General features: G+C 62.5%; 14 protein-coding genes. 3 read left to right on the top strand and 11 right to left on the bottom strand.

What is annotated here, in order from left to right:
- The first annotated feature begins 3 nt into the window (after positions 1 to 3).
- From ACTRWB_RS32380 to ACTRWB_RS32370, 3 genes are all read left to right on the top strand, one after another.
- On the top strand, positions 4 to 900 hold the full coding sequence (locus ACTRWB_RS32380; protein ID WP_446904282.1) for an MBL fold metallo-hydrolase: 897 nt from the start codon (positions 4 to 6) through the stop codon (positions 898 to 900).
- Between the two features lie 89 nt (positions 901 to 989).
- The gene (locus ACTRWB_RS32375) at positions 990 to 4808 is read left to right on the top strand and encodes an AMP-binding protein (RefSeq protein ID WP_446904281.1); all 3819 of its coding nucleotides are present in this window, start codon (positions 990 to 992) and stop codon (positions 4806 to 4808) included.
- 11 nt (positions 4809 to 4819) lie between these two features.
- Complete coding sequence (locus ACTRWB_RS32370) at positions 4820 to 6952, top strand: class I SAM-dependent methyltransferase (RefSeq protein WP_446904280.1); 2133 nt, start codon at positions 4820 to 4822, stop codon at positions 6950 to 6952.
- A 148-nt stretch (positions 6953 to 7100) separates the two neighbouring features.
- Here ACTRWB_RS32370 and ACTRWB_RS32365 read toward each other — a convergent pair whose 3' ends face one another.
- The 11 genes from ACTRWB_RS32365 to ACTRWB_RS32315 form a co-directional block, all read right to left on the bottom strand.
- Positions 7101 to 9029, bottom strand: coding sequence for a collagenase (locus tag ACTRWB_RS32365; protein WP_446904279.1), 1929 nt, complete (start codon positions 9027 to 9029; stop codon positions 7101 to 7103).
- A 110-nt stretch (positions 9030 to 9139) separates the two neighbouring features.
- Positions 9140 to 9544, bottom strand: a complete 405-nt coding sequence (locus ACTRWB_RS32360) for a hypothetical protein (RefSeq protein ID WP_446904278.1) — start codon at positions 9542 to 9544, stop codon at positions 9140 to 9142.
- Positions 9545 to 9707: 163 nt separating this feature from the next.
- On the bottom strand, positions 9708 to 10928 hold the full coding sequence (gene icmH / locus ACTRWB_RS32355) for a type IVB secretion system protein IcmH/DotU (protein ID WP_446904277.1): 1221 nt from the start codon (positions 10926 to 10928) through the stop codon (positions 9708 to 9710).
- A 19-nt stretch (positions 10929 to 10947) separates the two neighbouring features.
- Positions 10948 to 15015: a type VI secretion system membrane subunit TssM gene (gene tssM, locus ACTRWB_RS32350; RefSeq protein WP_446904276.1), complete on the bottom strand. Its 4068-nt coding sequence runs from the start codon at positions 15013 to 15015 to the stop codon at positions 10948 to 10950.
- A 25-nt stretch (positions 15016 to 15040) separates the two neighbouring features.
- Positions 15041 to 16291 carry a type VI secretion system protein TssL, long form gene (tssL, locus tag ACTRWB_RS32345; RefSeq protein ID WP_446904275.1) on the bottom strand — a complete coding sequence of 417 codons (1251 nt, stop codon included), beginning with the start codon at positions 16289 to 16291 and terminating at the stop codon, positions 15041 to 15043.
- A 41-nt stretch (positions 16292 to 16332) separates the two neighbouring features.
- Positions 16333 to 16614: a PAAR domain-containing protein gene (locus ACTRWB_RS32340; protein WP_446904373.1), complete on the bottom strand. Its 282-nt coding sequence runs from the start codon at positions 16612 to 16614 to the stop codon at positions 16333 to 16335.
- Between the two features lie 23 nt (positions 16615 to 16637).
- Positions 16638 to 19010 (bottom strand): T6SS phospholipase effector Tle1-like catalytic domain-containing protein, encoded by a 2373-nt coding sequence (locus ACTRWB_RS32335; protein WP_446904274.1) that lies wholly within the window; start codon positions 19008 to 19010, stop codon positions 16638 to 16640.
- The gene (locus tag ACTRWB_RS32330; RefSeq protein WP_446904273.1) at positions 19007 to 19708 is read right to left on the bottom strand and encodes a DUF3304 domain-containing protein; all 702 of its coding nucleotides are present in this window, start codon (positions 19706 to 19708) and stop codon (positions 19007 to 19009) included. Before ACTRWB_RS32330 ends, ACTRWB_RS32335 begins: the two co-directional genes overlap by 4 nt.
- On the bottom strand, positions 19705 to 20247 hold the full coding sequence (locus tag ACTRWB_RS32325; RefSeq protein ID WP_446904272.1) for a DUF3304 domain-containing protein: 543 nt from the start codon (positions 20245 to 20247) through the stop codon (positions 19705 to 19707). The genes ACTRWB_RS32330 and ACTRWB_RS32325 overlap by 4 nt, the downstream gene beginning before the upstream one ends.
- A 121-nt stretch (positions 20248 to 20368) precedes the next feature.
- Positions 20369 to 21253, bottom strand: a complete 885-nt coding sequence (locus ACTRWB_RS32320; RefSeq protein ID WP_446904271.1) for a DUF4123 domain-containing protein — start codon at positions 21251 to 21253, stop codon at positions 20369 to 20371.
- 9 nt (positions 21254 to 21262) lie between these two features.
- The gene (locus ACTRWB_RS32315; RefSeq protein WP_446904270.1) at positions 21263 to 23797 is read right to left on the bottom strand and encodes a type VI secretion system Vgr family protein; all 2535 of its coding nucleotides are present in this window, start codon (positions 23795 to 23797) and stop codon (positions 21263 to 21265) included.
- Positions 23798 to 23855: the final 58 nt, after the last annotated feature.

Below are 23855 nucleotides of genomic sequence, written 5' to 3'. Positions count from 1 at the left end.
GACATGCTGAACGCTACCCCGGGGTGGATCGAGCCGCGGCTGGCCCTCGTCGGCACGGCTGACGTGCCGCTGTACGTGATCGTCAACGACGAGGCCGCGACGCTGATCGAGGGCGGCCTGAGCGGCATGACGGAACTCGTGTGGCAGCAGCTTCACGATCTGCTGCGGGACTTCGGCGGCATCCGGCATTTGCGCTACTGGCTGATCACCCACTCGCACTATGACCATTGCAGCCTGCTAATGACGCTCAAGTCGCGCATGCCGTGGCTCCATGTATCCGGTTCGCCCGACGCGTTCGATGCGTTCCAGAGCCCGTCGGCCTGCCGCACCATCCGTCAGCTCGACGCGCACGCGTCCCGGTCGTGGGCGCCCGCCGTCGGTGTCGACTTCACCGAGCTGTCCGACCTGCCGTTCTACCCGGTCAATCCGGGCACGCAGCTCGACATCGGCGGCGGGATGCAGATTCGCACGATCGCGCTGCCGGGCCACAGCCGTTGCCAGTTCGGCTACTACTGCCCGCAGCTGGACATCGGTTTCGTGTCGGATGCGCTCGGCGAGTTTCACGGCGCCAGCCACTGGCTGCCGCTGGTCTTTCAGGACCTGTTTGCCTATCGGCACTCGCTGGGCGTCATCGAGCAGCTACACGCGCCGCGGCTTGCATTGGGGCACCACGGCATCCTCGCCGGTGCGCTCGCCCGATCGGCCGCGCGGCAAGCACGCGCATGCCTCGATGCACGCGAGGCCGACGCGCGCGCGGTTCGCGGCAATGCCGCCGCCACGCAGGAACTGGCCCACCACTGGACTGCCCGTTACGCGGCAAGAAGCGAAAAGGTGGTGCCGCATTTCCTGCATCTCAAAAGCATGATGCACATGATCGATCTGTTCCATCGCGCCGAATAGCCTCCTTCGGATTCCCGCCGCAGCAACGCATGGGCGCCGCCCGGCGTCAGGCCGCTGCTCGCTGTTTTCATTCCTCTTCCGACGACATCATGACCACTGCGACCTTGCCGACCACGCTCAGCGAATTGCTTCAGAACCGCGCCGCCACCCTCGGCGACAAAACCGCCTACGTGTTCCTGAGCGGGCCGCCCGAGCAGGAACAGGCCGAATCGATGACCTTCGCGGCGCTCGACGTACGCGCCCGCCAGGTCGCCGCACTGCTGCGGCAGAACGCGGTCGAGATCGGGGACCGCGTGCTGCTGCTGTGCCGGCCGGGGCTCGATTACGTCAGCGCCTTCATGGGGTGCCTGTATGCGGGCGCGATCGCGGTGCCCGCCTACCCGCCGCGCAACCGGCAGCACATGGTGCGGATCGCCGGCATCGTCGAGAACGCAGGCGCCAACACGATCCTGTGCTCGGCCGATGACCACGCGCGCTGCACGACCTGGCTCGCCGATACCGACGCATCCGGCAGCACGCTGCTCGACGTCGGCGGCGCGCAGGTGCTGGAACCCGTCGATGCGCCCGCCGACGTACAGCCGTCCCACATCGCCTTTCTGCAATACACGTCGGGAACCACCGGCAGCCCCAAGGGCGTGATGGTGTCGCACGGCAACCTGATGCATAACCTGGGGCTGATGCGCGAATGGCTCGCCTATGACGAGGCAAGCACGATCGTCAGCTGGCTGCCGCCGTACCACGACATGGGCCTGATCAGCGTGATCCTGACGTCGCTCTACGGCGGCTTCCGGAGTGTGCTGATGGCCCCGGAACGCTTCATCCAGCATCCGTACCTGTGGTTGCGTGCGATCAGCCAGTACCGTGCGGACCTGACGGGCGCGCCGGATTTCGCGTACCGGATGTGCTGCCGGCGGATCTCCGACGAACAGCTGGCAACGCTCGACTTGTCGTGCCTGCGGGTCGCCTATAACGGCGCCGAGTCGGTGCGCGCCAGCACCCTGACGGATTTTGCGCAGCGCTTCGCCGCCGCGGGCTTCGCCGCCGACGGTTTCCTGCCGTGCTACGGGCTGGCGGAGGGCACGCTGTACGTCGCCGGCCGCACGGAGCGGCATCCGATCCGCACGCTGTGCGTCGATCAGGCCGCGCTCCAGCGGCAATCCGTCGTGTTGCGCAGCGAATTCCAGGGCGTGTCGCCGCAGCCGCTGGACCGCCCGGGCGAACGGGTGCTGGTCGGCGTGGGCCGCACCGACGGCGAACAACAGGTGATCGTGCGCGACCTGGAGACCAATGCGCGTTGCGACGATCGGACCATCGGCGAAATCTGCGTGGCCGGCCCGAGCATCGCCGCCGGCTACTGGCGTCTGGACGAGCAGACGCATTCGACCTTCCGGCACACGCTGGCCGGCGACCGGGATCAGGCATTCATGCGCACCGGCGATCTCGGCTTCATTCTGGATAACGAACTGTACGTCACCGGCCGGCTCAAGGACATGGTGATCCTGGCCGGCCGCAACTACTACTCGGAAGACATCGAGTACGCGCTGATCGTCGGCGTGCCGGAACTCGTGCCGAACGGTTGCGCGGCCTTCATGGACGACCAGGTCGACGCGGAGCGCCTGATCGTCGTGGCGGAAGTCGAGCGCACGCAGCGCAAGGGCAATCTCGACAGTTTCATCGACGCGATTCGCCAGGCGATCTGGAACCGCCTCGACATCGGCCCGAGCGCGATCGTGCTGGTATCGCCCGGCAGCGTACCGAAAACGTCGAGCGGCAAGGTGCGCCGCAGCACGTGCCGCACGCAGCTGCACGACGGCGCGCTGACGATCCTCGCGCAGTGGGACGTCGAGGGCGGCGTCGAGACGCCCGCGCCCGATCACCGGCAGCCCTCGCGCCCGGCAGCGGTCGTCGACAAACCGGCGGCCAACGATCGCCGGCGCGATGCCAGCGCCACCGTCGACGAACTGAACGACTGGCTCAGGCACTACGCCCGCACGCGAATCGATTCGCGCACCATCGACGAGCGCCGCACCATTCCGCCGCACATCGTGCTCGATTTCGGGAACCGTGGCCTGCTCGGCATGCCGATCGATCGTTCGCATGGCGGCCTCGGCCTCGGCCAGCGCGACATGTCGCGCGTGTTGGCGCAGCTGGCCGCGATCGATTCGACGCTGGCTTTCTTCGTCACCTTGAACAACACGCTCGGGATCCTGCCGATCATGCAGCATGCGCAGCCGCCATTGCGCGAGGAATTGCTGCCGAGCCTCGCGAGCGGCCGGATGCTCGCCGCATTCGCGATCACGGAGCCGGCCGCGGGCTCGCATGTGCGCGCGATCGCGTCCCGCGCGCAGCGCATCGAGTCCGGCGACTGGCTGGTCACGGGCAACAAGAGCTGGAGCGGCTCATCCGCGTGGGCGGGGATCATCAACGTGTTCGCGAAACAGGCCGACGGCACCGGAATGGTCGGATTGGCAGTGCGCCCCGGCACGCCAGGCGTGCGGATCGGCGCCGAGGAGCTGACGATGGGCGTGCGCGGCATGATCCAGAATTCGCTGCATCTGGATCGGGCACGCATCAGCGACGCATACCGGCTCGGCGACATCGGGCAAGGGATGTTCGTGGCGCAGCACGCGATGAACATTGCGCGCCTCGGCATCGCGGCCGTCTGCGTGGGCGGAATGAAACGCTGTGCGCAGCTGATGCATCGCTACGGGGCGCGGCGCCAGGTCGGCACCGGCCTCCTGCTGGACAACCCGCTGAGCCGCCTGCGCCTGGGCGAGCTGCGGGACCGCATCGACGGGCTCAACGCGCTGGTCGAGCACCTCGCCACCGAGCTGGACCTCGGCGTCGTGCTGCCTGAAGACTGCCTGCTGATTTCGAAGATTCTCGGCTCCGAGCTGCTGTCTCAATCCGCCGACGAGATGATGCAGTTCCTGGGCGGCCGCGGTTACATCGAGACCAACCTCGCGCCGCAGATCTTCCGCGACGCGCGCCTGACCCGCATCTTCGAGGGGCCGACCGAAACGCTGCTGGTTCATCTGGGCAGCCGCCTGCTCAACGGAAGCGACGATCTGCTGCGCTATCTGGAGCATGCGCTGGGCGCCGGCGTGCTGGCCACGGAGCTGCGCGAACTGGGCGCACAGCTGTCGCAAGACGGGCTCGCCAATGCGGCGAAACTCGGCGGCGCCGCGCATGCCGACGTCTGGGTCAATTACTGGCTCGGCACGGTCGCGCAATGGGGCTTGCTGCTGGCGGTGATCGAACGCGCGGCTGCGCAGCAGCGCATCGGCGACGGCGCGCTACGCTGGGCGCAGAGCCAGTACGAACGCGCGATCGAAGCGGCGCAACGGCAAGTCGGCCTGCGCGCTGCGCTGTCCACGTCGGTGGAGTTGAACGACTGGGCAGCGCGCACCGGGTTCGAGATCGGCGCGATCGAGCAAACGATCCCGGGCGCAAGCCAGCTCGTCGATCCGTTGCTGGACGCCCATGCCGACGCGCGTCCGGCCTCCCGCGCGCCCGACGCGCCAGCCGGCGAAGACGCCGGTTCGGCCTCAGCCCCGATCGTGAGCGAACCGGCGAGCCTGCTCGATCGCCAGCAGGTTCATGCCGTCGAACAATGGCTCATCGCGTGGCTGGGCGAGCGCCTCAAGCACCGCAAGCTTCGCTTGACGCGCGAGTCGACGTTCGCCGAGATCGGCTTCGATTCGATCCTCGCCGTCGAAATGACGCTCGTATTCAGCGAGGCGTTCAGCGTGACCGTCGATCCGTCCGCGGTCTGGGACTACCCGTCCATTCGCGCGCTGGCCGCCCATCTCGCGCCCCGGACGCACGGCGCCGCGCCGGCGGTTGCCGTCGCGCACGCCGATCCGGATGCACCTTCACCCATTGCAGCCCAACCTTCGATCCTGTGAGACCGTCCAACATGCACGCCCGATTCGACCTTGGTGATTCCACCGCCGCGCTGGCCCGACAACTCGAACACTATCTCCACGCCTATCCCGACGAAACGCGCACCTTGCTCGGCCTGTCGGCCGGTACCGCGATCGGCGTCGAGGTGCTCGACATGGAACTGCCGGTCAAGCTCGAGCAACACACGCATGCAGCCACGCTGCGCATCGGCCGCCACGACGCTCAGCGCGTGATGGCCTATACGCGCAGTTGCAACTGGGCGAACGGCATCGTGCTGGTGCCGACGCTGGCGCGTCTGGTGTTTGCCGGCGCGTTCCGCGGCCTGCGGGCCGGCGCGCCCCGCGCGATGCGCGCGTTCGCGGAATCCCGCCAGCCCGACCCGACCCGTAACCTGGGGGTGCTGTGGGGCGCCCTCAACCTGTTGAGCCTGGCCGGCTGGCTGACCCTCGATCGCGGCGACGAAGACGCCGAATATGCGCTCACCCCGGCCGGTGAATATGTCGTCGCGTGCGTCGAGCGCACCCGGCCGCTGTTCGAGCAACTGGCGAATGCCACGTCGGTGCTCCAGCATCTGCACGCCCTGTGTCATCGAACGCGCGTGGCGGCCAACGACAGCGTGCTGTATGCGCAGCTCGCGCGGATCTGCGTGGCGGGCTGGCCGGAGCTTCCGCTCCCGGCCACCGATCTGGAGCGCCAGGTGAATGGACAGCTGCGCACGGCGATGGACGGCCTGCTGCTCGGCCCGACCTGGGTCGCGCTCGATATGCCGGTGTTCGACAGGCAGCCGGATGGCCAGTACGCGCAATCGGCGCCCGGCATCCTCGGCAAGCTCGACGCGCAGCCCGACGGGGTCGCGGTCGGCGCGTGGACACAGGCCGATCCTGTCGTGCTGCACGCGGCATGGGCGCTGATGTGCAAGTTCGGCATGGCGGAAATCGATCGGGAAAAGGTGCGCCTCACCGAGTCGGGCCGGATTCACCGGCCGATTGCCGCCCCTTACGCGGGGTTGCCCGCGTCCTATCTGCGTTCGTATGCGCTGCTCGACGAACTCCTGTTCCGCAACCCCGATCCGCTCGATATCGATAGCGACGGCCACATCGATCGCGTGATGAACGTGTACGCGTCGAGCGGCGCCGGATCCGGGCCGGCATCGCAGGAAATCACGACGAAAATCCTGCGCGCGCTGTTCGACGACACGCTGCTGGATCGCCAGCCGGCCGGCATCGCCGACATGGGCTGCGGCGACGGCAGCGCGCTGAAGCGCCTGGCGGAATACGTCATTACGTCGACGCGGCGCGGCCGGCACCTCGCGACCCATCCGCTGCTCGTGATCGGCGCGGACTACAACGAATCCGCGCGCGGCCGCGCCGCCGCCACGCTGTCTGCGCTGAAGGACATCCCCGGCGTGCAAGTACGCGTGATCGCCGCCGACATTTCCCAGCCCGACCGCTACGACGAAGCCGTCGCCGAAAGCGGCCTGACCGTCGAGCAGCCGGACGGCAGCGTGCGCCCGGCGCGACTGAGCGACCTGTTGCATACCTTCATGTTCCTGGTCCATAACCGCCGGTTGAGCATCCGGCGCAAGGACGCCGCCGAAGCGATCCTCGAGCGCCATCTCCGCACCGTCGACCGAGCACGCCTGCGCGCGGTGATCGACCAGTACTATGCGGGCGCCCTGACGGTATCGGATCAGGCCGAGTTGCCGGTTACGCTCGACCAGATCAAGCGAGCGTTCAAGGTGGCGTATAGCGACGCGGAAGGCCTTGTTCCCGGTTACGTGGCGGCTGCGGATCTCATCGATTTCCTGACCCGCTGGAAGCGCCACGCGAAGCATGGCTTCCTGATCGTGGAAGGACATAGCCCGTGGGCGGAGAATCTGTGCGCGCGTGCGCCGGGCGGGCCGGACACGTGGTTGCGCACCGAGCAGCTTCCGTCGGTGTTCAACTGGGGCATGCATTTCGTGTCGCGTCAGTTCATGGCGCCGTTCAACGAATTCACGCTCGCGTTGACGCTGGCCGGCCTGCGCCCCGATAGCCCGATTTACGGGCGGATTCATCCGGAGGGGTTCCCGGCGCCGGATCTGCTGAGCGACTATCGATTCTTCAGTATCGCAAACTATGTTGCCGACATCGGCACGGATCGCTAGCGCGGTGGCGGCGCGTCATGTCGACGCGACGCGGCCCTCGAACTTCCGTTCGAGGGCCGCTTCCTGCTCCCTGCTCCCTGCTCCCTGCTCGGGTGCGTCGGGCGCCACGGTGGCCGGCGCCCGATCACGCGGCGCCGGCCCGTGCCGGTCAGCGCTTCGCCGGCACCGTCGGCTCGCCCGCCGTCGTCGCGCTGCGCGCCCAGTCAGCGAACTCGGTGTCGTAGCGATTGCCGATGTACGCGACATGGTTTGCGTAGCCGTCGTAATCGCCCACCCGGAAGCGCGACACGATCGTGTCGACGTCCGCGCGATGGCGCTCGAACATGAAGCGCGTCGCCATGTAGCCCCACCGGTACGCGCGCGTGACGTAGTCACTCGACGAGTAACGCGTGCCGAGCACGTCCGAGAACCGGTACGCGCCCGTGCGCACCGCGTCGATCGACTCCTGGTTGTCGTTCTTTCTCGACAGATACTCGGCGACGCCTTCGATCCACCACACGGTCGGCTTCGCGGTGCTCACCGAGAAGTCGCCCGCCATGTCGTAGCGGCCGTCGAGATAGTGCGTGAACTCGTGCTCGAGGTTCCACACCTTGAACTCGGGCCGCAGCCACGATGCCTCGTGCGCGATGAAGCGCGCCTGGTTGCCGGGCGCGGACGGATCGCCCTCGAGATACATGCCGCCGTTGTCGGTGCTGATGCCGTAGATCACCGACGCGTATTTTCGATAGTTCGCGTAGTCATCGAAAATGACGAGTTCGATCGTGTCGTTGCGATCGCCCGCGACCGGCTTGCGCCCGGTCTTCATCATCCGGTGGAAGTAGTCGTCCTGCCGCGCGACCGCCGTGCAGACCGACTGCAACTGCGGCATCGTCATGTCCTGCGCGAGAATGCGCACGCCCGCGTTGCATGCGTAGCGATTCGAGAGCACCGCGTCGGCCAGCCGCTTCTTGTAGTCGCAGGTGCCGTAGTCCGCGCAGTTGCCCGGATCGCCGTAGTCGACCGCTTCCGCCGCCGCGAGCCAGAGATCGCTGTCCGCGCCCGTCATGCTCGTCGACGCGAGCAGGTCCTGGATCATTTTCTTCACGCGCGGCTTCTGCGTCGGATAGCGGAGGAAGCGAAACGTTTCGCGCGCCGCGTCGGCCAGCTGATAGGCGGCGCTCGTGTTCGACAGGCTCGCGCGGTTCGCGGTGACGAAGCGGTTGAGCGTCTCCGGAAGCGTCGCGTCGCTGTCGAGCATCGGCTGCGCGCCGCTGCGCTGGTGCGCGTAGAAGAACACCGTGAGCAAGCCGGTGAAGCCGCCTGCCGCACTGCGCTGCAGCAGCGGCGCCGCCGCCTGCGGATTCGCCGCGCTCACGGTGTAGGACGCGATGCGGTTCTTCAGCGTCGGCAGGTAGTACGCTTCGTCCCGCATGTTCGTGATGAGCTTCATCAGCTCGTTCGCGGTGCTCGGCGCACGCGAATTGTCGCGATAGAGCGCATCGCCCTCCAGGCTTTGCTTGATATACGGGCGCAGCGACACCGCGAGATTCGGAATCGGGTTCGCGATGCCCGATACATCATATTGGTAATAAGCGGCACGCAGATAAATCAGCAAATTGACCAGGATCAAATTGCTCGCATCGTATTGATAGATTTCCTGCACAAAACGACTCGCGACAGCGTGCACGTTTTCGGCATTGAAGATCTGTGTGGCCTGCGCTTTATCGACCGAGAACAGGCCGTAATGGCATTCGTAATCAGGAAGATCCGCGATGTAATCGGCGAGTGCCGCGCCGCGATACTGGGTCATCACCGACATGTCGCGGCAATCGACGCCCGACGTGCTGCGCTTGCTGCGCGTGGCCGACTGCTTGAGCTGCGAAGGCCTGGTCAGCGCCGCGCGATCCTGCTCGCTGAGCGGCAGGTTGTACTGCGCCTGCTCGGGCGACACGGGCAGATTCTGCGGCACGCGAGGCATGCGCGCCTGCTTGGGTTGCGTCGGCTGCGCCGGCTCGGTATTGGCCGACGCGGTGCCGGCCAGTCCGGCGAATACCGACCACGCGACGATGGCCGACCAGCGGCGGCTTTTTTGAAGCACGTCGTTTATTGCCACTTTGTTTTCTCTCGATTGTTTTTGGGCAATCAAGATATAACATTACATATTGTAATGTCAATTTAATCAATACGAAATAATCGGTGTTGATTGGTTTAATTATTTGAATATAAAAATCGATTTGCGAAACAATTCAGCCGGCCGGCACGGCCCGCCTGCATCCGGTCGAGCGACAACGCGCATGCGTCACTGCCCGGTGGACAGTATTCGGCGAGCCGCTTCCGTGCGCTGTCGTAGTCCCTCCGTTGGTCGGGCGTCAGGTTCTCGATCCCCTTGCGTTCATACGCCTGCGTCAGCCCGAAATACGCCCAACCGTTGCCTTTGAAATTCATGTACAGGTTGCGATTCGGGTCGTCGCCGCCGAGCGACGCGTGAAGCGTGTCGATCGCGTTGTCGTATCGGCCGAGGTCGATCAGCAGTGCGGCGAGGGTCTGCCTGACCGGCACCAGCGCCACCGCGATTCCCGAAACCGTGGTGTTCGATCTCATCACGCCGGCCAACGTGATGAACACGATCCAGACCTGACCGGCGCATGCGTCGGAACGGCACCGGGCGCCTCGATGGTGCCCGGTGCCGCACCCATTGAAGCCTTACGACGAATGGCGGTCACCCATTGCGTTGCAGTTTATCGAGCCTCGCGCCAAACATGTTCGGTTTCCTGCATCAATTCGATACGGTCACTTCGACGCGACGGTTTCTCGCGCGCCCTTCCTTCGAGCCGTTGTCGGCCAGCGGATCGGCATCGCTCTGTCCTGCTACGCTGATGCGTTCCTGTGGCACACCGGACGCCACGAGAATCTGCGCGACCTGCCGGGCACGGGCTTCGGACAGCACCTGATTGCCACCCTGACGCGTCGTATCCGCCGGTATCGCGTCGGTGTAGCCGACGACGCGGACGTGCGCCGATGGTGCCGACGCGGCAATCGTCCGACCGATCGAAGCCATCATCGAAGCCCACCACGGCGCCACCATCACGTCGCCGGACCCATACATGCCGTTGAACCTGAGTGTCAGCGTGTTCGTCGCGACATCGCGATGCAAATCGACATTCCCCGCTGCAATTTCATCGCGCAAACTTGATCCGAGCTGCACCGTCAGCGCATCGAGAGAGGCCGTCGCCGAAGCGGGTTGCGAGCTGTCCGCCCAATGGCCGACAGCGGCATATCCGATCGCCGCCAGCAACAACGCAACGATCAGGCCGACGAGAATCCACCGGCGCGGTCGCCGCGCCGTCACAGGGCGCACCCAAGGATCAACTGCGGTTTGTCGGGGCAGCCGAATCGGTTCAATGTCGTGAACTAACCCGAGTCCGCCCGTCATCACGACGTCATGCACCCGCTCGCGGATGTTCAACAAGCGCGTCGCACCTTCGCTCGCGAAGCGATAGCGCCCCTGGAATCCGAGATCGAGGATGTTCTGAAACAACTCGATCAGGTCGAGGTGCTCGCGCGGGCTCTCCATCGCCTCATCGATCAATCGAAACACCCGATCACCGCCCTGCCGATCGTGGCCCAACGCGAGCGCCAGGCTGTTTGACTGCCAGTCCCGCCCTGCTGCCTCGCCCTTTCCCCAACACGTCTTCATCGCTGCTTCATCGAGCGCGGTGCACAGGCAATAACTCGCGCGAACCACGTGCCCGGATCGAAGCTTCAGCTCGTTGCAGACACGCGTGAACAGCCTGAGCTCGTGTTCCAGCCATTGCCGTCGATACACGACAGCTTCAGGATCCAGTGAGGCGGGTGTGCTGGCCAGCGCGCGCAACAACACGTGTGCGGATTCAAGCAACGGATTCACCGCTAGTTCGGCAGCCCTCAGTCGCGCGGCAAGCGATGGAGACACCGGCAACCCGGTCTGGTTCCTCGAATCGGTAGTCGAAGTCGTCACTTCGCAGGCTCCTCGCGGCTCATTGGAAGACGCCTGCCGGGCTCGTCGGCATCGCGCCGCGCGGCAACCCCGGAGGCGGTCCGCTATCGGACAAATTGAATACCGGCATCGAGGTCGGGCAGCGGAATGTCTTCAACACATCGCTCGTCAACGGATTCGCGACACTTCCCGTGCTCTCAATGTCGAGCACCGCCTTGCGACCATCGAAGTCGAATGCAACGCGGGTACGTCCGGGCGTGGCCGTCTCGACAACCTGCCCTCTCCGGAACAACCGCATCAGCGCCCACGGTCCGTCGGCCACGATCGTCGACGTATCCGGCCGAATGCGCGGACTGGCCGTGATCTCCGTGTGAACACCACCGCGCGGCCCCGGCCACGACACCGTGAAGGGTGCCACCGGGCCATGCCGATAGAGCGAGCTCTGGCCGTCGATGTCGAGTGACAGGCTCGTGATCGTGGGATCCAGTTCAGGAATGCGGATGTCGGCCTTCCACGTAAGCTGCTTGTGGCCCGGGTCATTGAAGAACACGTCGCGAATCGCCTTCGCATGCTCGAACGGCTCCAGGTCGGGCCCCTGGACAGGCTCGGTCGCGCCGGGCAGCGTCCGATAACGCCACGGTTTCGCGGACGTATCGACGAACGGCGCAAGCGTCTTCGCGAAGAAATCGTCGATCACGCCTCCTTGCGCGAACACCCGGGTGAAGTCGTCGATGCTGACGTCACGCTTGCTGTCGGGCGAAAACGGATAGCTGCCCTCGATGGAGAGCCGACACGCGTCGCCGACGACTGCCTGCATCTGCCGGGACAGCAGTTGGCCGATCCCCTGATTGACTTCGCGGGAGCCGTCCGCAGCGAGTTGCAGCAGCACTGCCCGGAAAGGCGCAGGCATCGTGTTGGCGCTCATCTTGAGCTTCGCACCGGTATCGGTCGCGGGCGGCATGCTGTTGTTCGACAATGCATTGTCGGAAACCGTGAGCGCCGTGTAGTAATCGTTCAACAGGTTGGTCACGCCGTCGAGTCCCGTCGTGCCGGCTTGCGCGGCCGTCGCCCGGGAGTCGGCCTGCGAGTCGGCATTGCCCGTCACGACCTCGCGCAGCGCAGCGAACTGGCTGTCGACGAGCTCGCGTTCGACACGTTCCGATGCGCGGATGCCGAGCACCTTGTCGGCCTTCTGGTTGAGCTGGTCGGCCGCCTTCTGAAGAAATGAACCGTCCGATCCGGTCGCCGCAGCCGTGAGGGTCGTTTCGTGCACGGCCGCGCGGGCAAGCCTCGCGAGTGGCGAGTCGGGGGCGGCGAAGCCGCGCAACACCTGAAGGTTGAACGCGAGGCTCGTGCCGCTCACCGTCCGGATGTCGCCGAGAAAAGCGTCCCACTGCCGCGCGTACTCCACCAGGTACTCGCGACGGACCGCATCCGTCAGCGCATCGTCCCGCCCGGTCGCCTTGCTCACGATCTCAGCCGTTTTTTTTTGAGCCTCGCCGAGATACGAGCGACCCATCACCCACGCATCGTCGTCGCGCGCGATCTGGACGAATTCCGGAAGCCGCTTGTCGAACAGGTTGCGGTACCCGTCGAACGTGAAGAGACCCGGCACACCGCGCGAGAGCGGCTGGTCGCTCACCCGCGTGAACACGGTGCCGGCTTGCGGTCCGACGGCACGCAACAGCGTGAACTCGTCCGGTGCCTCCTGCTGCATCGCCGCCTTTGCGCGCTGATACAGGCGGTCGGTCGCGTTGCTGCCGTCGAGGAACGAGCGAGCCTGCTGGATCAGCGCATCGTTGCGGATCAACGGCGACTTCACGACGCGATCGCCGGAGAACAGCTGCTGCACGTGATCGATCATCGAAGCACGGCCGCCGAAAATTGCCGCGCTGTCATTCTTCGCCCAATCGTCGAGTACCCACGCCTTGACGTCGCCAGCATTGAATTTCGCGTTGTTGTAAAGCATCAAGTAGACGCGCAGCGCATCGTAGGCGGCCTTCGGATCCTTGTTGGCAATTGCCCGGGACATCACGTCTTCCATCCGGCGCACGATCTGCGGCACCAGCAGGTTGTCCTCCAGCGCGTCGTAGGTGCGACCGCTCTCCGTCACGATGTCCGGTGGGGTATAGAGACCGTAGCGCCACGTGCTGCCGGGATCGGATAGGTCCAGATTCGGATACGTCGGCAAATAGTGCGCTTCGGTCAGCACATCGGGTACGGCCTCCGGCTTGGGCGCCTTGTACAGCTGCGTCACGTGGGCCGCCAATGCGTGGACCTTGCGGCCGACGGCGTCGAGATACTCGCTGTTGCTGCCAAAGCTCACGCGCAACCCGAACGCGAGCCAGACGAAAAGCAGCAACGCGAGTGCATGTCCGATCACGCGCAGCAGCCGGTACCGGTACTCCCAGCGCAGGTTGGGACTGACAAGATGCGCTTCCGGAAACACGACGCGGGTCAGGACGTCGTGCAGGAAAAAGCTCCGGTTGCCTTCATGCGTGTCGGCGCCGCCGCCCTGCCCGTGCTGCGGCGCAAGACGTTGCACGACCGTGTCGCGTTCCGCGATAACGAGGTTCCCGTCTTGCTGCGCGCTCGTGAAATAAACGCCACGCAGCGTCGAATGAAGCTGGGTATCGTCGTATCGGGAATCGAGGAACACACGGTCAATCAGGTCGACGAGCGGAACGATCAGTGCGGAGAACGCTTCCGGCAACGCAACGAGCTGTCGGCGCTTGATGGTTTCGCCTTCATCCTGAAATCGCGAATGGACCATGTCAGACAATCGCCCTGACAGCTGCATCAGTTCATCTCGGTAGCGCACATGCAAACGCGACTTTTCAATGGCGTCCTTGCCATACGGCAACGTTACCCCCCATGCCTGTGCGCGACTCTCCGTCGCCAGATCGCTGAAATACTCCACAAATCCCGTCAGACGGTCCATCTTCGTGACGAGTACATAGACAGGAAAGCGAATTCCCAGCTCACTGCGCAGTTCATCGAGGCGCGCGCGCAACGCGGCCGCTTCGGCGATGCGTTTCTGTTCATCCGAGTTCGTCAGTGTGGCGACGTCGACCACGAGTAACACCCCATTGATCGGGGCACGAGGCCGATGTCGGCGCAACATGCCGAGAAAACCCAGCCATTCCCCGCGGTCGAGTGTTTCGTGCCACCCTCTGGTATCTCCGCTAATCGAAGCGGTATTCGCACCCGACTTCGATCTCGCCGCCTGGGAAACGGCGGATGCCTCGACCCCACCGTGGTCACGCGCTTCTGCTGGCCCGTCGTCGCCGCGCTCCTCGGCAACCGACTTGTCAGCTGCTTCAGCCGGGACGTCGGCGTCCATAACCTCCGAGGTTCCATGACGCGTGTAGTAACCGACCGTGTCGATCAGCACGGCGTCATTCGTGAGCCACCAGTCGACGGAAGCCGCTTCGTCCGCCGATGTTCCGGCTGCGCGCTGCATCTGCTCTGCGATCGGAAACGCCAGCCCGCCATTGAGCAGCATGCTCGTCTTTCCTGCACCGCTTGAACCTAATGTGACGTACCAGGGCAGTTCATAAAGATAGCGCTTGCCCTGAAACAACTTGCCCAGTCCGCGCGCGCCGGTGCGCATCGACCTCAACCGCACCAGCGCGGCCGTAACGATTGCTTCGACCTTTTTCAACCGTGGTGCAGCTGGCGAATCCACCTTCTTCGCGCCGAAATGAAGCACCTTCTTCAAGAAGGCCTCGTCCTCTTGCATCTTGCGCCAGGTTCGGATCGCCCAGAAAAGGACAAAGAGGGTCACCACCAGCGCGATCGTGGCAAGTCGCGCCGACACAGGTTCGAACGGTGACGCATGACCGAACGACAGCAGCGGTGCCGCATACCAGATCAGCAAACACAACAGCGTAACAAACACGATGCTCGTCGGCTTGCCTGCGAGCCAGAGCAATACACCCACCATCAACAGAACGATCAGCAGCACGCGCACGCCGGCTGCAGCAAGCGGCTTGAGGCCACCGAATGCAAAGAACGGACCGACGAACCAGATCACCAACGCAACGACGACCAGCGCAAGGAACGCGAGAAATGCGCGCGATACAAAAAACGGCAGATACTTTTTCATGTCTTATCTGGGAAACGAATCCTGTCTATTGCGCGACGACGATCTGGACGCGCCGGTTCTGCGCGCGGCCCTGGGCGGTGCGGTTGTCCCCGATCGGATCGGCGTCGCCCTTGCCCACCACCTCAAGGCGGTTGGCCGGCACGCCGGCACCTTGCAGCATCTGCATGACCTGGGATGCCCGCTCCTCCGACAGCGCCCCGTTCGACGGGAACTGACGACTACGGATTGGCTGGTTGTCCGTGTAACCCAGGACGGTGACCTTGCCTGGCACTTTCACGATTTCTCCCGCGATCTTCGCAATGAGCGGCGCCATTGCACTTTTGATCGTGACGCCGCCGGGCAGGAACATCGCATCACCTCGGAACGTCACCACGCTGTGACGCGCGTCCTCGTCAACGCTCACGGTGCGTACTGCGATCTCGTCCTTGAGCAGTTGCTTCAGATGCAATTGCGGTGGTGCGGGTGGCGGTGTCATCCGACCGATGTCGGCGATCTGCATCTGCACGGCGTTACTCCGGCTCACTAGTTCATATTTGAACCAACCGAAGATTCCCAGCAGAACGATCGACAATACGGTAGCCGTCACCCATACCGGAAACTCGAACAACGACATGTGGCGCTTTCGATCATGGGGCTTCCAGTTCGGCGACAATGCCTGGGGCACGGGCTCACGGCCGCGCATGATCTCGTTGTAGACGCGCTGGCGTACAGCAGCGTGTTGTCGAGGCACGCCACGGTACTGGCCTTCAAAACCGAGGCTCAATACCCGATAGATGACTTCCAGCAGATCGCGATGCTCTTCGGAATCCTGCAGCAAACGCCCGATCAGCAGATATACCTTCGTCCCACCCTCGACATCCCGATGGAAGGTCGCCGCCAGACTCTTCTGCACCCACACGGCCTCGAGCGAGTTGCCGCGTGCCCAGGCCGTCTGCATGGCGGCCTCGTCCAATGCCGTGCAGAGACAATAGCTTGCGCCAAGCGCATGATCTCGGCGGATGTTCGCTTGCGTACAGAGTTTGTCAAAGGCGTGGATTTCGCTCGCCAGCAGGTCACGCAAGCGCGTCGCCTCACCGGCCGAAAGCATGTAAGGCATATCGGCCTGGGCTCGCAACAGAACGCGGGACGCTTCCAGCAGCGGATTTCGCGCAGCCTTGATCTTGTCCAGACGCTGAGCCAAGCTTTCGCGCGGCTCAGCAGGTCGATCCAGGGGCGTTTCGTCCTTCCGGTTCAACGCTTCTGTCAACGCCTCCTGACCTTCGGGGGCTGCATGCATGCCATCTACGGGCCCGTTGGACTTTCTCACGGTAGACATGGTCAGCGCCCCACCTTGACCGTCGACGCGGCAATCAGCCTGCAACCGCATTCGGTGCGGTGGCCGTGCAACGCGACATGCCGCCCGCCCATGCTGAGCGTCGGATGCGCCTCGACAATCTTGTTGATGCCGTGTGGGCGTCCGTCCGGGTAAATCGCCGGACAATCGACCAGGTCGTACAGGCGCGCGATCTTCTTGCCGCGAATCTGATGTGTTTCGGAACCGGTGATGATCCGGCCGCCATGGTCGGTCGCGTCACCGACGACTGCAATGCTAGTAGACATGGTGTTTGTTCGAGAATGCACGCTTACATGCGCGGAAAGCTGCTGAAGTCGACCTTGAGAGGTGGCGGCAATGATCTGGATTCCTCTACGATGAAATTTCCACGATCCGCCGCCGCCGTTCGTTCACGCTCAGCGGCAATGCCCGCGGCATTGTCTTTCAGGCCGAGCGACCGAACTCGTCTGTCGTTGCCAACGAAGAACGTCCGTGCCCAACCGTAACCGCCCGGCGCATATTCATGGAAATAGGGCACGCGGAACCACGCACGACTATCGTGAACGTAATCGTCCAGCAACCGGATCGCGGCGGGAGGTAACTTTCGTACCGCCTCGTCGGACGTGTGTTCAAGCAGAAATGGCAGCATCTCCGGGCGCGGCGCGAGGACAAAGTCCAATATCGGCTGATACGAGGCGACCGCGCCGAACAGTTGTATCACCCGGTCGCGCTCCCCCATCCAGACGATTTTCGACCCTTGCCTGCGTTTGGAGGGGACGTCCTTCCGGTCAACCGTCAGGTAATAGGCATTGACGTTCTGCTCCAGCGCAACCGCCGTCCCGATCGGTCCAAACTTCACCTTCACGGCTTCCCCCGGCGTCTTCGACCAGTACACCTGCCAGCGCGATCGTCGATCGGGATACAGGTACGCCAGCAAGAGCCGGAACTCTTCCGAAGCTTCCAGAAGGTCGGTCTTGTCGTTGGTCATGACGTCCGTCGTACCCTCGCCGGGCCGAGGAGATTTTCCTGCCGCGGCTGTCAGGATCTCGGCATCCTTTTTCTTGATCTGTTCGCCGAGTTCGGCCGCCCTCTTCTTGAATGGATTCGCAAGTGCCGGAATCGCAGGCATGCTCAGCGCCGCTGCGTCGAGGCCTGACTTTTGTGCCTCGAGTCGGCTCTTCTCGCGCTTGAGGTTGTCAAGCCGCGAGGACGAAACCGCTTTGCCCGCGATCCGCCTCTCCAGTCCGTAGGGCGTGACGTCGTCCTCGGGCGCGCTGCGGAAGAATTCCTGCGCCGTGACGTATGCCTGCGGATTGCCATAGTCTGCGCGCAAGGTACGCCACTCGAGCGACTGTCCCATGCCTGCACGCATTGCCGTTTCAATGCTGTCGAGGGGTTTTTGATTGACGGTTGAGAGCCATTCGTTGAAGGTGCGAACAAGTAACGGCGACAATGAGAAATCTTTCATCAGATCATCGCGCCTGCTAATATCGCCTTGGACGATCAACGGCATGCCAGCCTTCAACGCTTCGATATACATGTTGTGCAAGGCAATCTGACTGAGCTTGCTGCCTTCGCCGTCTCGGGCCTTGCCTTCTTCACCCACCCGATAGCCGCCGCCAACGTCCGAATGCACGCCCGGATACGCGACCTCGGTTCTGCGCGATTCACCGCCTGGATAGCTCTGCTTCTCCCGAATGGAGTCAAGCGGGAAACTCATCCGCTGTTCGTGGATGGAGAAGAAGTGCACACATTTCCTGACCGACTCGGGTACGTTAAGTGCACCGTCAGCCGTCCACGCCCAGTGTCCGTCGAGTTCATCAAGGTTGAGCGCGGCCGTTGCAGTGTCGGGAATGCCCACCGATGCGACGGTATCGAACAACCCCAGGAAGTTGACCTCGTAGGGAATCGCACCTGCAATCACTCCCCCCTTCGCCCACGTGTTGATAAGCCGGTTGACGAATACCCGCGCCCCGGCCGCACCACGCGAAAAGCCGATAACGTTCACCCATACTTTCTTGATCGAACGATTGAGTTGCCCCCCGGGGCCACTTTGTTTCTTCTGAACCGCTGACAGTTCGCCATGCAGACGCTCCAGTTTGGACTGTGACTGGTGACGGTAGTACAGTCGGGCAGCCTTTGCCACCGTGCCGACCGAACGAAGCGCCGGAGACACCGTGCGGGCAGCATTGGCCAGATTGCTATTGGAGGCCATGACTTCGTCGTCAATCAGCGAGCACAAGGCGCGAGCGTCGGGCTCATCCAGCAGGATGTCCCTCGTCATCGCGTCATACAGCGCGTTCAGCACACGGGTATAACCCCATGCAACGCGCATGCCGAAGCCGTATGCCATTGCCTTGCCAATCGACGTGAACTCATCCTCACCGATTTCTGGAAATGGGGTACCGACGCCAGGTATGTAGAACCGATACTCTCCGGCCAATGGTTTGTTACTACATGCGTAGTACAACCTTGCGACGTTCGTATGCGTTGGTTTCTCTTTGTTCTTGGTGTCCCAATACTCGTTGTTGTTCGTACCGTCAAAAAACAGATTGACGTGCAACGTCTGCGGACAGCCGGACGGTTCACCTGCCAGTGTACTTTTACCAATCAGTCTGGCAGCCTTACCTTCGGCGAAACGCCCTTTCTCATTGAATGGCTCCGGCCAGCGAATGACGCTCATTGCGCATTCTCCTTATTCTCGTTCAGATCAGAATCCAGTACCCCATTCGCGATGTACGGATCATGATCGTCGATGCTTTCGAGAATCCTCCCCTTATTCCTAACCTGCACGCGAATCCGGTCACCAGGAAGAAAATGCACGATGAGCCCAGCAGTACGAGGATCGTATTGAGGGACTTCTGCCGTTGCTGTGTACCATTTACCCGGCGTCGCGCCATCTTGAATCTTGTCAACTTTCCACTTGATCACAAGCTTCATGCCGGAACGCCAGTGGCTGGGAATGCCGATACAACACATGCCCCCGCCCCCCCCCGAACGCACCTCGCCTTGCTCCTTCGGGAAAATATTCGGGCCGCCTGCCCAGAGATCCTGACCTTCATTAGCAACGCGAAACCGTGCAATGTAGTAATCGGTGTAGTTGTAGCCGCTTACATCTCCTGGATTGCTCTCGTTCGCATCCGAGCATCCGACCATCGTTAGCAACAGTCCTGTCACAAACAGGGCGACGAGACGATTCATAACGGGGATTTTCATCAAAAAGATCCCGCTTTTTTTCTTCAGGAACGTACGACCAGATATTGGCATCGGAGAGTGGCTCTGCTCACCTGCCAGCGCAATCCTACCGATCAATCCGGCGGCTTCGCTTCCGACTAAACGCCCTGTCTCGTTGAGTGGCCTCGACCAGCGATTTACGCTCATCTCGTGTACTCCTTATTTTTGTTCAGATCCGGATCCAATACTCCCTGCGCGATGTAAGGATCATGGTCATCGATTCTTTCGAGAAACTTCCCCTTATTCCTAACCTGAACGCGAATCCGGTCACCTGGCAAGAAATGCACCACAAGCCCAGCAGTGCGAGGATCGTACGGGGGTACTTCTGTCGTTGCCGTAAGCCACCGATCGCCGCTTCGATCATCATCATAGGGATGTGTATCTCTCCTCCACTTGACAACTAGCTTCATATCAGGGCGCCAGTGGCTGGGGATGCCGATACAACACATGAACCCTCCTCCACCCGAACGCTCTGCTCCTTGCTCCTTCGGAAAAATATTCGGGCCGCCCGCCCAGAGATCCTGACCTTCATTAGCAACGCGAAACCGTGCAATGTAGTAATCGGTGTAGTTGTAGCCGCTTACATCTCCTGGATTGCTCTCGTTTGCATCCCAGCAACCAACCATCGTTAGCAACAACCCTGTCATGAACAGGGCAACGATACGATTCTGAGTAGGGATTTTCATCGCGATATTTCGTTTTTCCAGTGCCAGCCACAATCAATCAACTTGGTGTGTTCGCCATTGGCCAATATCCTCTCCATTTCTACCGTTGAAAAATGAATCGAATTTCCGAAAATTGTCACTATCATTCCTCAGCCATCCTTGCGGCGATTCCGCTCACGTGCTTCTCGAAATCACCCGCAAGCTTCCGCCAGATGTATGCAGGTACCCGTTCAAACTGCTGCACCAATGGTGTCTTTCCCGTTACGCTCGACCGAATCGCAAATCGGATCTCGTTTTGCTGATCAAATGACTCTCCGTACTGGAACGAAGTCACACAAAACGCGTGGCGATCCGCCCGCGATGCAAGGCCAAAGTCAACTGCCCGGTTATATCTGCGCAAAAAATCCTGATAATTCACCGCGTACGGCTGCGTCTCATCGATCAGCCCAAGGTCGACCATCTCGCCCACTAGCGCGTAAGGCTCATCGCGTTGTTCCAGTTCATCGAGTTGTTGCTGCGCAAGCAAAACATCGACTTGCCCGACATCGACACCGTGTTTATGCTCATCGATTTCGACGCGCTGCCATTCCATATGGCCGCCGCGGTACATCCACATGGACATCGGATACGTAATCCCCGCTCGCACCTCCTTGCCGCAAACATCCAGAATCGATGGGAGCGACCGCGGATCGAACAGGCGCAGCAGAACTTGCATGCCATCGCCGATGTCCGCAAATAGAAAACGCTGCAGATGCGCGTTGAGCTCATCGATGCTCAGCGCGCTCCGTATCACAGTGAGGCATGGCCGATACTGATCCATGAGATCGATCTGGCGCGCCCATTCGCTATCGGCATCATTCATCTCGAACAGGATCGGGGCCGCGTTGCCGGCTTCTTCCTCCGGCAACCCTTCGAACAATGAACGCACTTCGGGCGAATATTCGAGCACCCAGGGAGCGAGTGCCTCCGGGTACTGGGCGCCGTCGACCAGGCCGTAAAGTTTTTCAGCGTGCTGCTCTGTAGACATGACCTAACCTCAGAGTCTCGGGACGACCGAAGCGCCCGTCTTCGCGGCTTTCATCAGGCACTCGATACATACCTTGGGAACGTGCAACTCGACGGGCACCTCGTCCGGCTGCGGGAAGAAATGGTTGGCCGCATGTGCTAGCCAAACGCCACTGGTTCCGCTCTTGATGCTGCCTTGTTCGAGTTCGATATAGCTACCTCCCCCGTTCAGCACCAGTTTCTTTTTCGCCTTGATATGGATTGTGTCGCTGGTCACGTTGACCTCGAGCAAGGCCAGCAGATTGATTGCCTTCTGAAGCGCATGAATATCGATGTCTCCATCTGCCGCCACGGCTTTCATGCCGCCGCGAGCCGAGAAGAAGCGCACCGCATCCCGCGCGCTGACCAGAACACTGCCGTCCGCGGATGCGGCGATATGCTCACCGCTGGTGAGCGCAATATGCTGACCGCTCGCGATATGGGTCGTCGCAGGAGTCGTAGTGTGGATGCCGGCGGCGCCGGCAACGACGATCTGCGGCGTCTCCAGCTCCGTAAAGCCGTCTCTGTCGGCTTCACCGCGCGTGCCGCGTATTGCGGCGTTCTGTCGGGCCAGCGCGTTCGCGACAGTTTCCTGATGGCTGCCTGCCTCTTGCGCGGTTGCCTGCTGCGCCAGTTGGGCGAGCGCGGACTGCCCGCGTTCGGCCTCCTCCAGCCGAGCGGTCGTTTCGCCCATGTCCGTCATATGGGCCTGCGCGTTCAACCGAGCTTCGGTCGTGAGCAGCATGCCCTGTCCGGCACGAAACACTCCATGCCCGTCCGTGCGCAGTTCGGCACCCCGGCCACGCTCGTCCTGCCTACCGGCATTGCCTGCGATGCGAGTGACATGGCCGAGGTTTAGTTGCGAGCTGCCTTCATCACTCGACAGATGCGCCTGGATCTTTCCGTTGGTATCGTCGAAAGCCAGGGTGTTCGCCCGCCGACCCTCGACTTCGCGGCTGCGGAAACCGGCCAGCGCGTGGTTTTCCGGTAGCGCGAACGGTGGCATGTTGAATGCGTTCGTCGCACTTCCGACGATGATCGGCAAGTCCGGATCGCCGTTGACGAACGCGACTTCGACCTCATGCCCGCGGCGCGGCAGGAATATCCCGCCGAACTGATCGCCGTGCCATGCCCCGGCAACACGTACCCAGCAGCTCGAACGCTCATCGTTCTTTCCGAGGCGGTCCCACAGGAACTGGAGTTTTACGCGACCGTATGCGTCGGTCCAGATTTCCTGATTCTCCGGGCACGTCACCACCGCATACTCGACGCCGGCAACGCGCGGCTTCTCGATCGTGCGAAGCAACCGGAAAGGTTCATTGGACGGCTGCAACGTAAAATGCGCTTCGCAACGGTAGCGCTGACCGGCACCCGACGCCTCCCCGATCTCCTCGATCGTCAGCGTACTGTCAATGACCGCATACTCGCGATTGGCCGCAGTCTGCGGGTAGTGCGACAGCACGAATGTTTGCCCGGTCACGACACCGCGCAGATTGCCTTTGCCCGATGCCCTGAGCCCTTGGCATCGGTAAGCCTGCATCTGCACGATCGTCAGGTATTCCGCCTCGGTGCGCGGATCGTTGTGGTCGCCGGACAGACCCGCCGCTCCCGCCTGGGGCTGCGCATGGTCGCCCCACGTGTAATGTTCCTGATGGGCGAGCCCCGTGTCGCGAGGGTCCTCGCGCTCGATCCGCAGATCCGCCCGCGGCCACGTGTAGTCATAGTCGACGCTGGTCACGGCGCCTGTCGTCAGCGCATGCGACACCGACAGATCGTGAATGTGCTCTTCGTCGATGCGCCTGGCGCTCGGTGCCTGGTAGAGAATCGTCGCATACGCGTCACCGAGAGGCTGAAACGCGCCCAGCGAATCGACGAGCACAAGCCGATGCTTGCCTTCGCTATGCTCGAAGAAATAGAAGATGCCCCATTCTTCCCAGATCCGCTGCAGGAACGTCCAATCGCTTTCGCGGTGCTGCCGCTGAATATCGCGCTTTGGCCACGCCTTGTTCGGGCGTGGCGTGGTAAGCCGCTTGTCGACGGGAAACGGATAAGCCGATAGCACCGCATCCGTAATCTCGATCACCGACATATCCTGAAAGATTCGGCAATCGCAATTCTTGGTTGCGTGCCAGAGCCACGGCCGCAGCGTAAGCGCGTAAACGATCGAACGACCGTCCTCGCGCAAAATTTCAGCGCGACTCACGATTCCGGTGATTTCGCGCGTTCCTGCTCCGATGTTGGCCAGCCCTGCATCGCCAACAAGGCCGCGAATGAAGTGCCCCTTGCCGTCGATCTGGATTAAAACCGTTATTTCGGTGCCGATCATCTTGTCGAGCTGGATGTTGGCCGCAATGCTCTGCGAGAACGCGAGCGCATCCGGCGTTTTCAACTCGAGTACGTACTCGAACAGCTCACCGATCGTTTCCCTGCCGGTGAGCTTCACCGGCGTAAGGATCGGGTGATCGCCATACATCGGCAGGGCCGCGCCCGAAACCGAGAGTGTTCGTGGTACGTCAAATAGAGCCATCTCGACACCTCCGTTGATTCAATCGAACCACCGACCGCTCACAGCGGTCCCTTCGTCC

The organism is Burkholderia sp. YIM B11467 (assembly GCF_052952715.1).
This window is presented reverse-complemented; position numbering and strand designations above follow the sequence as displayed.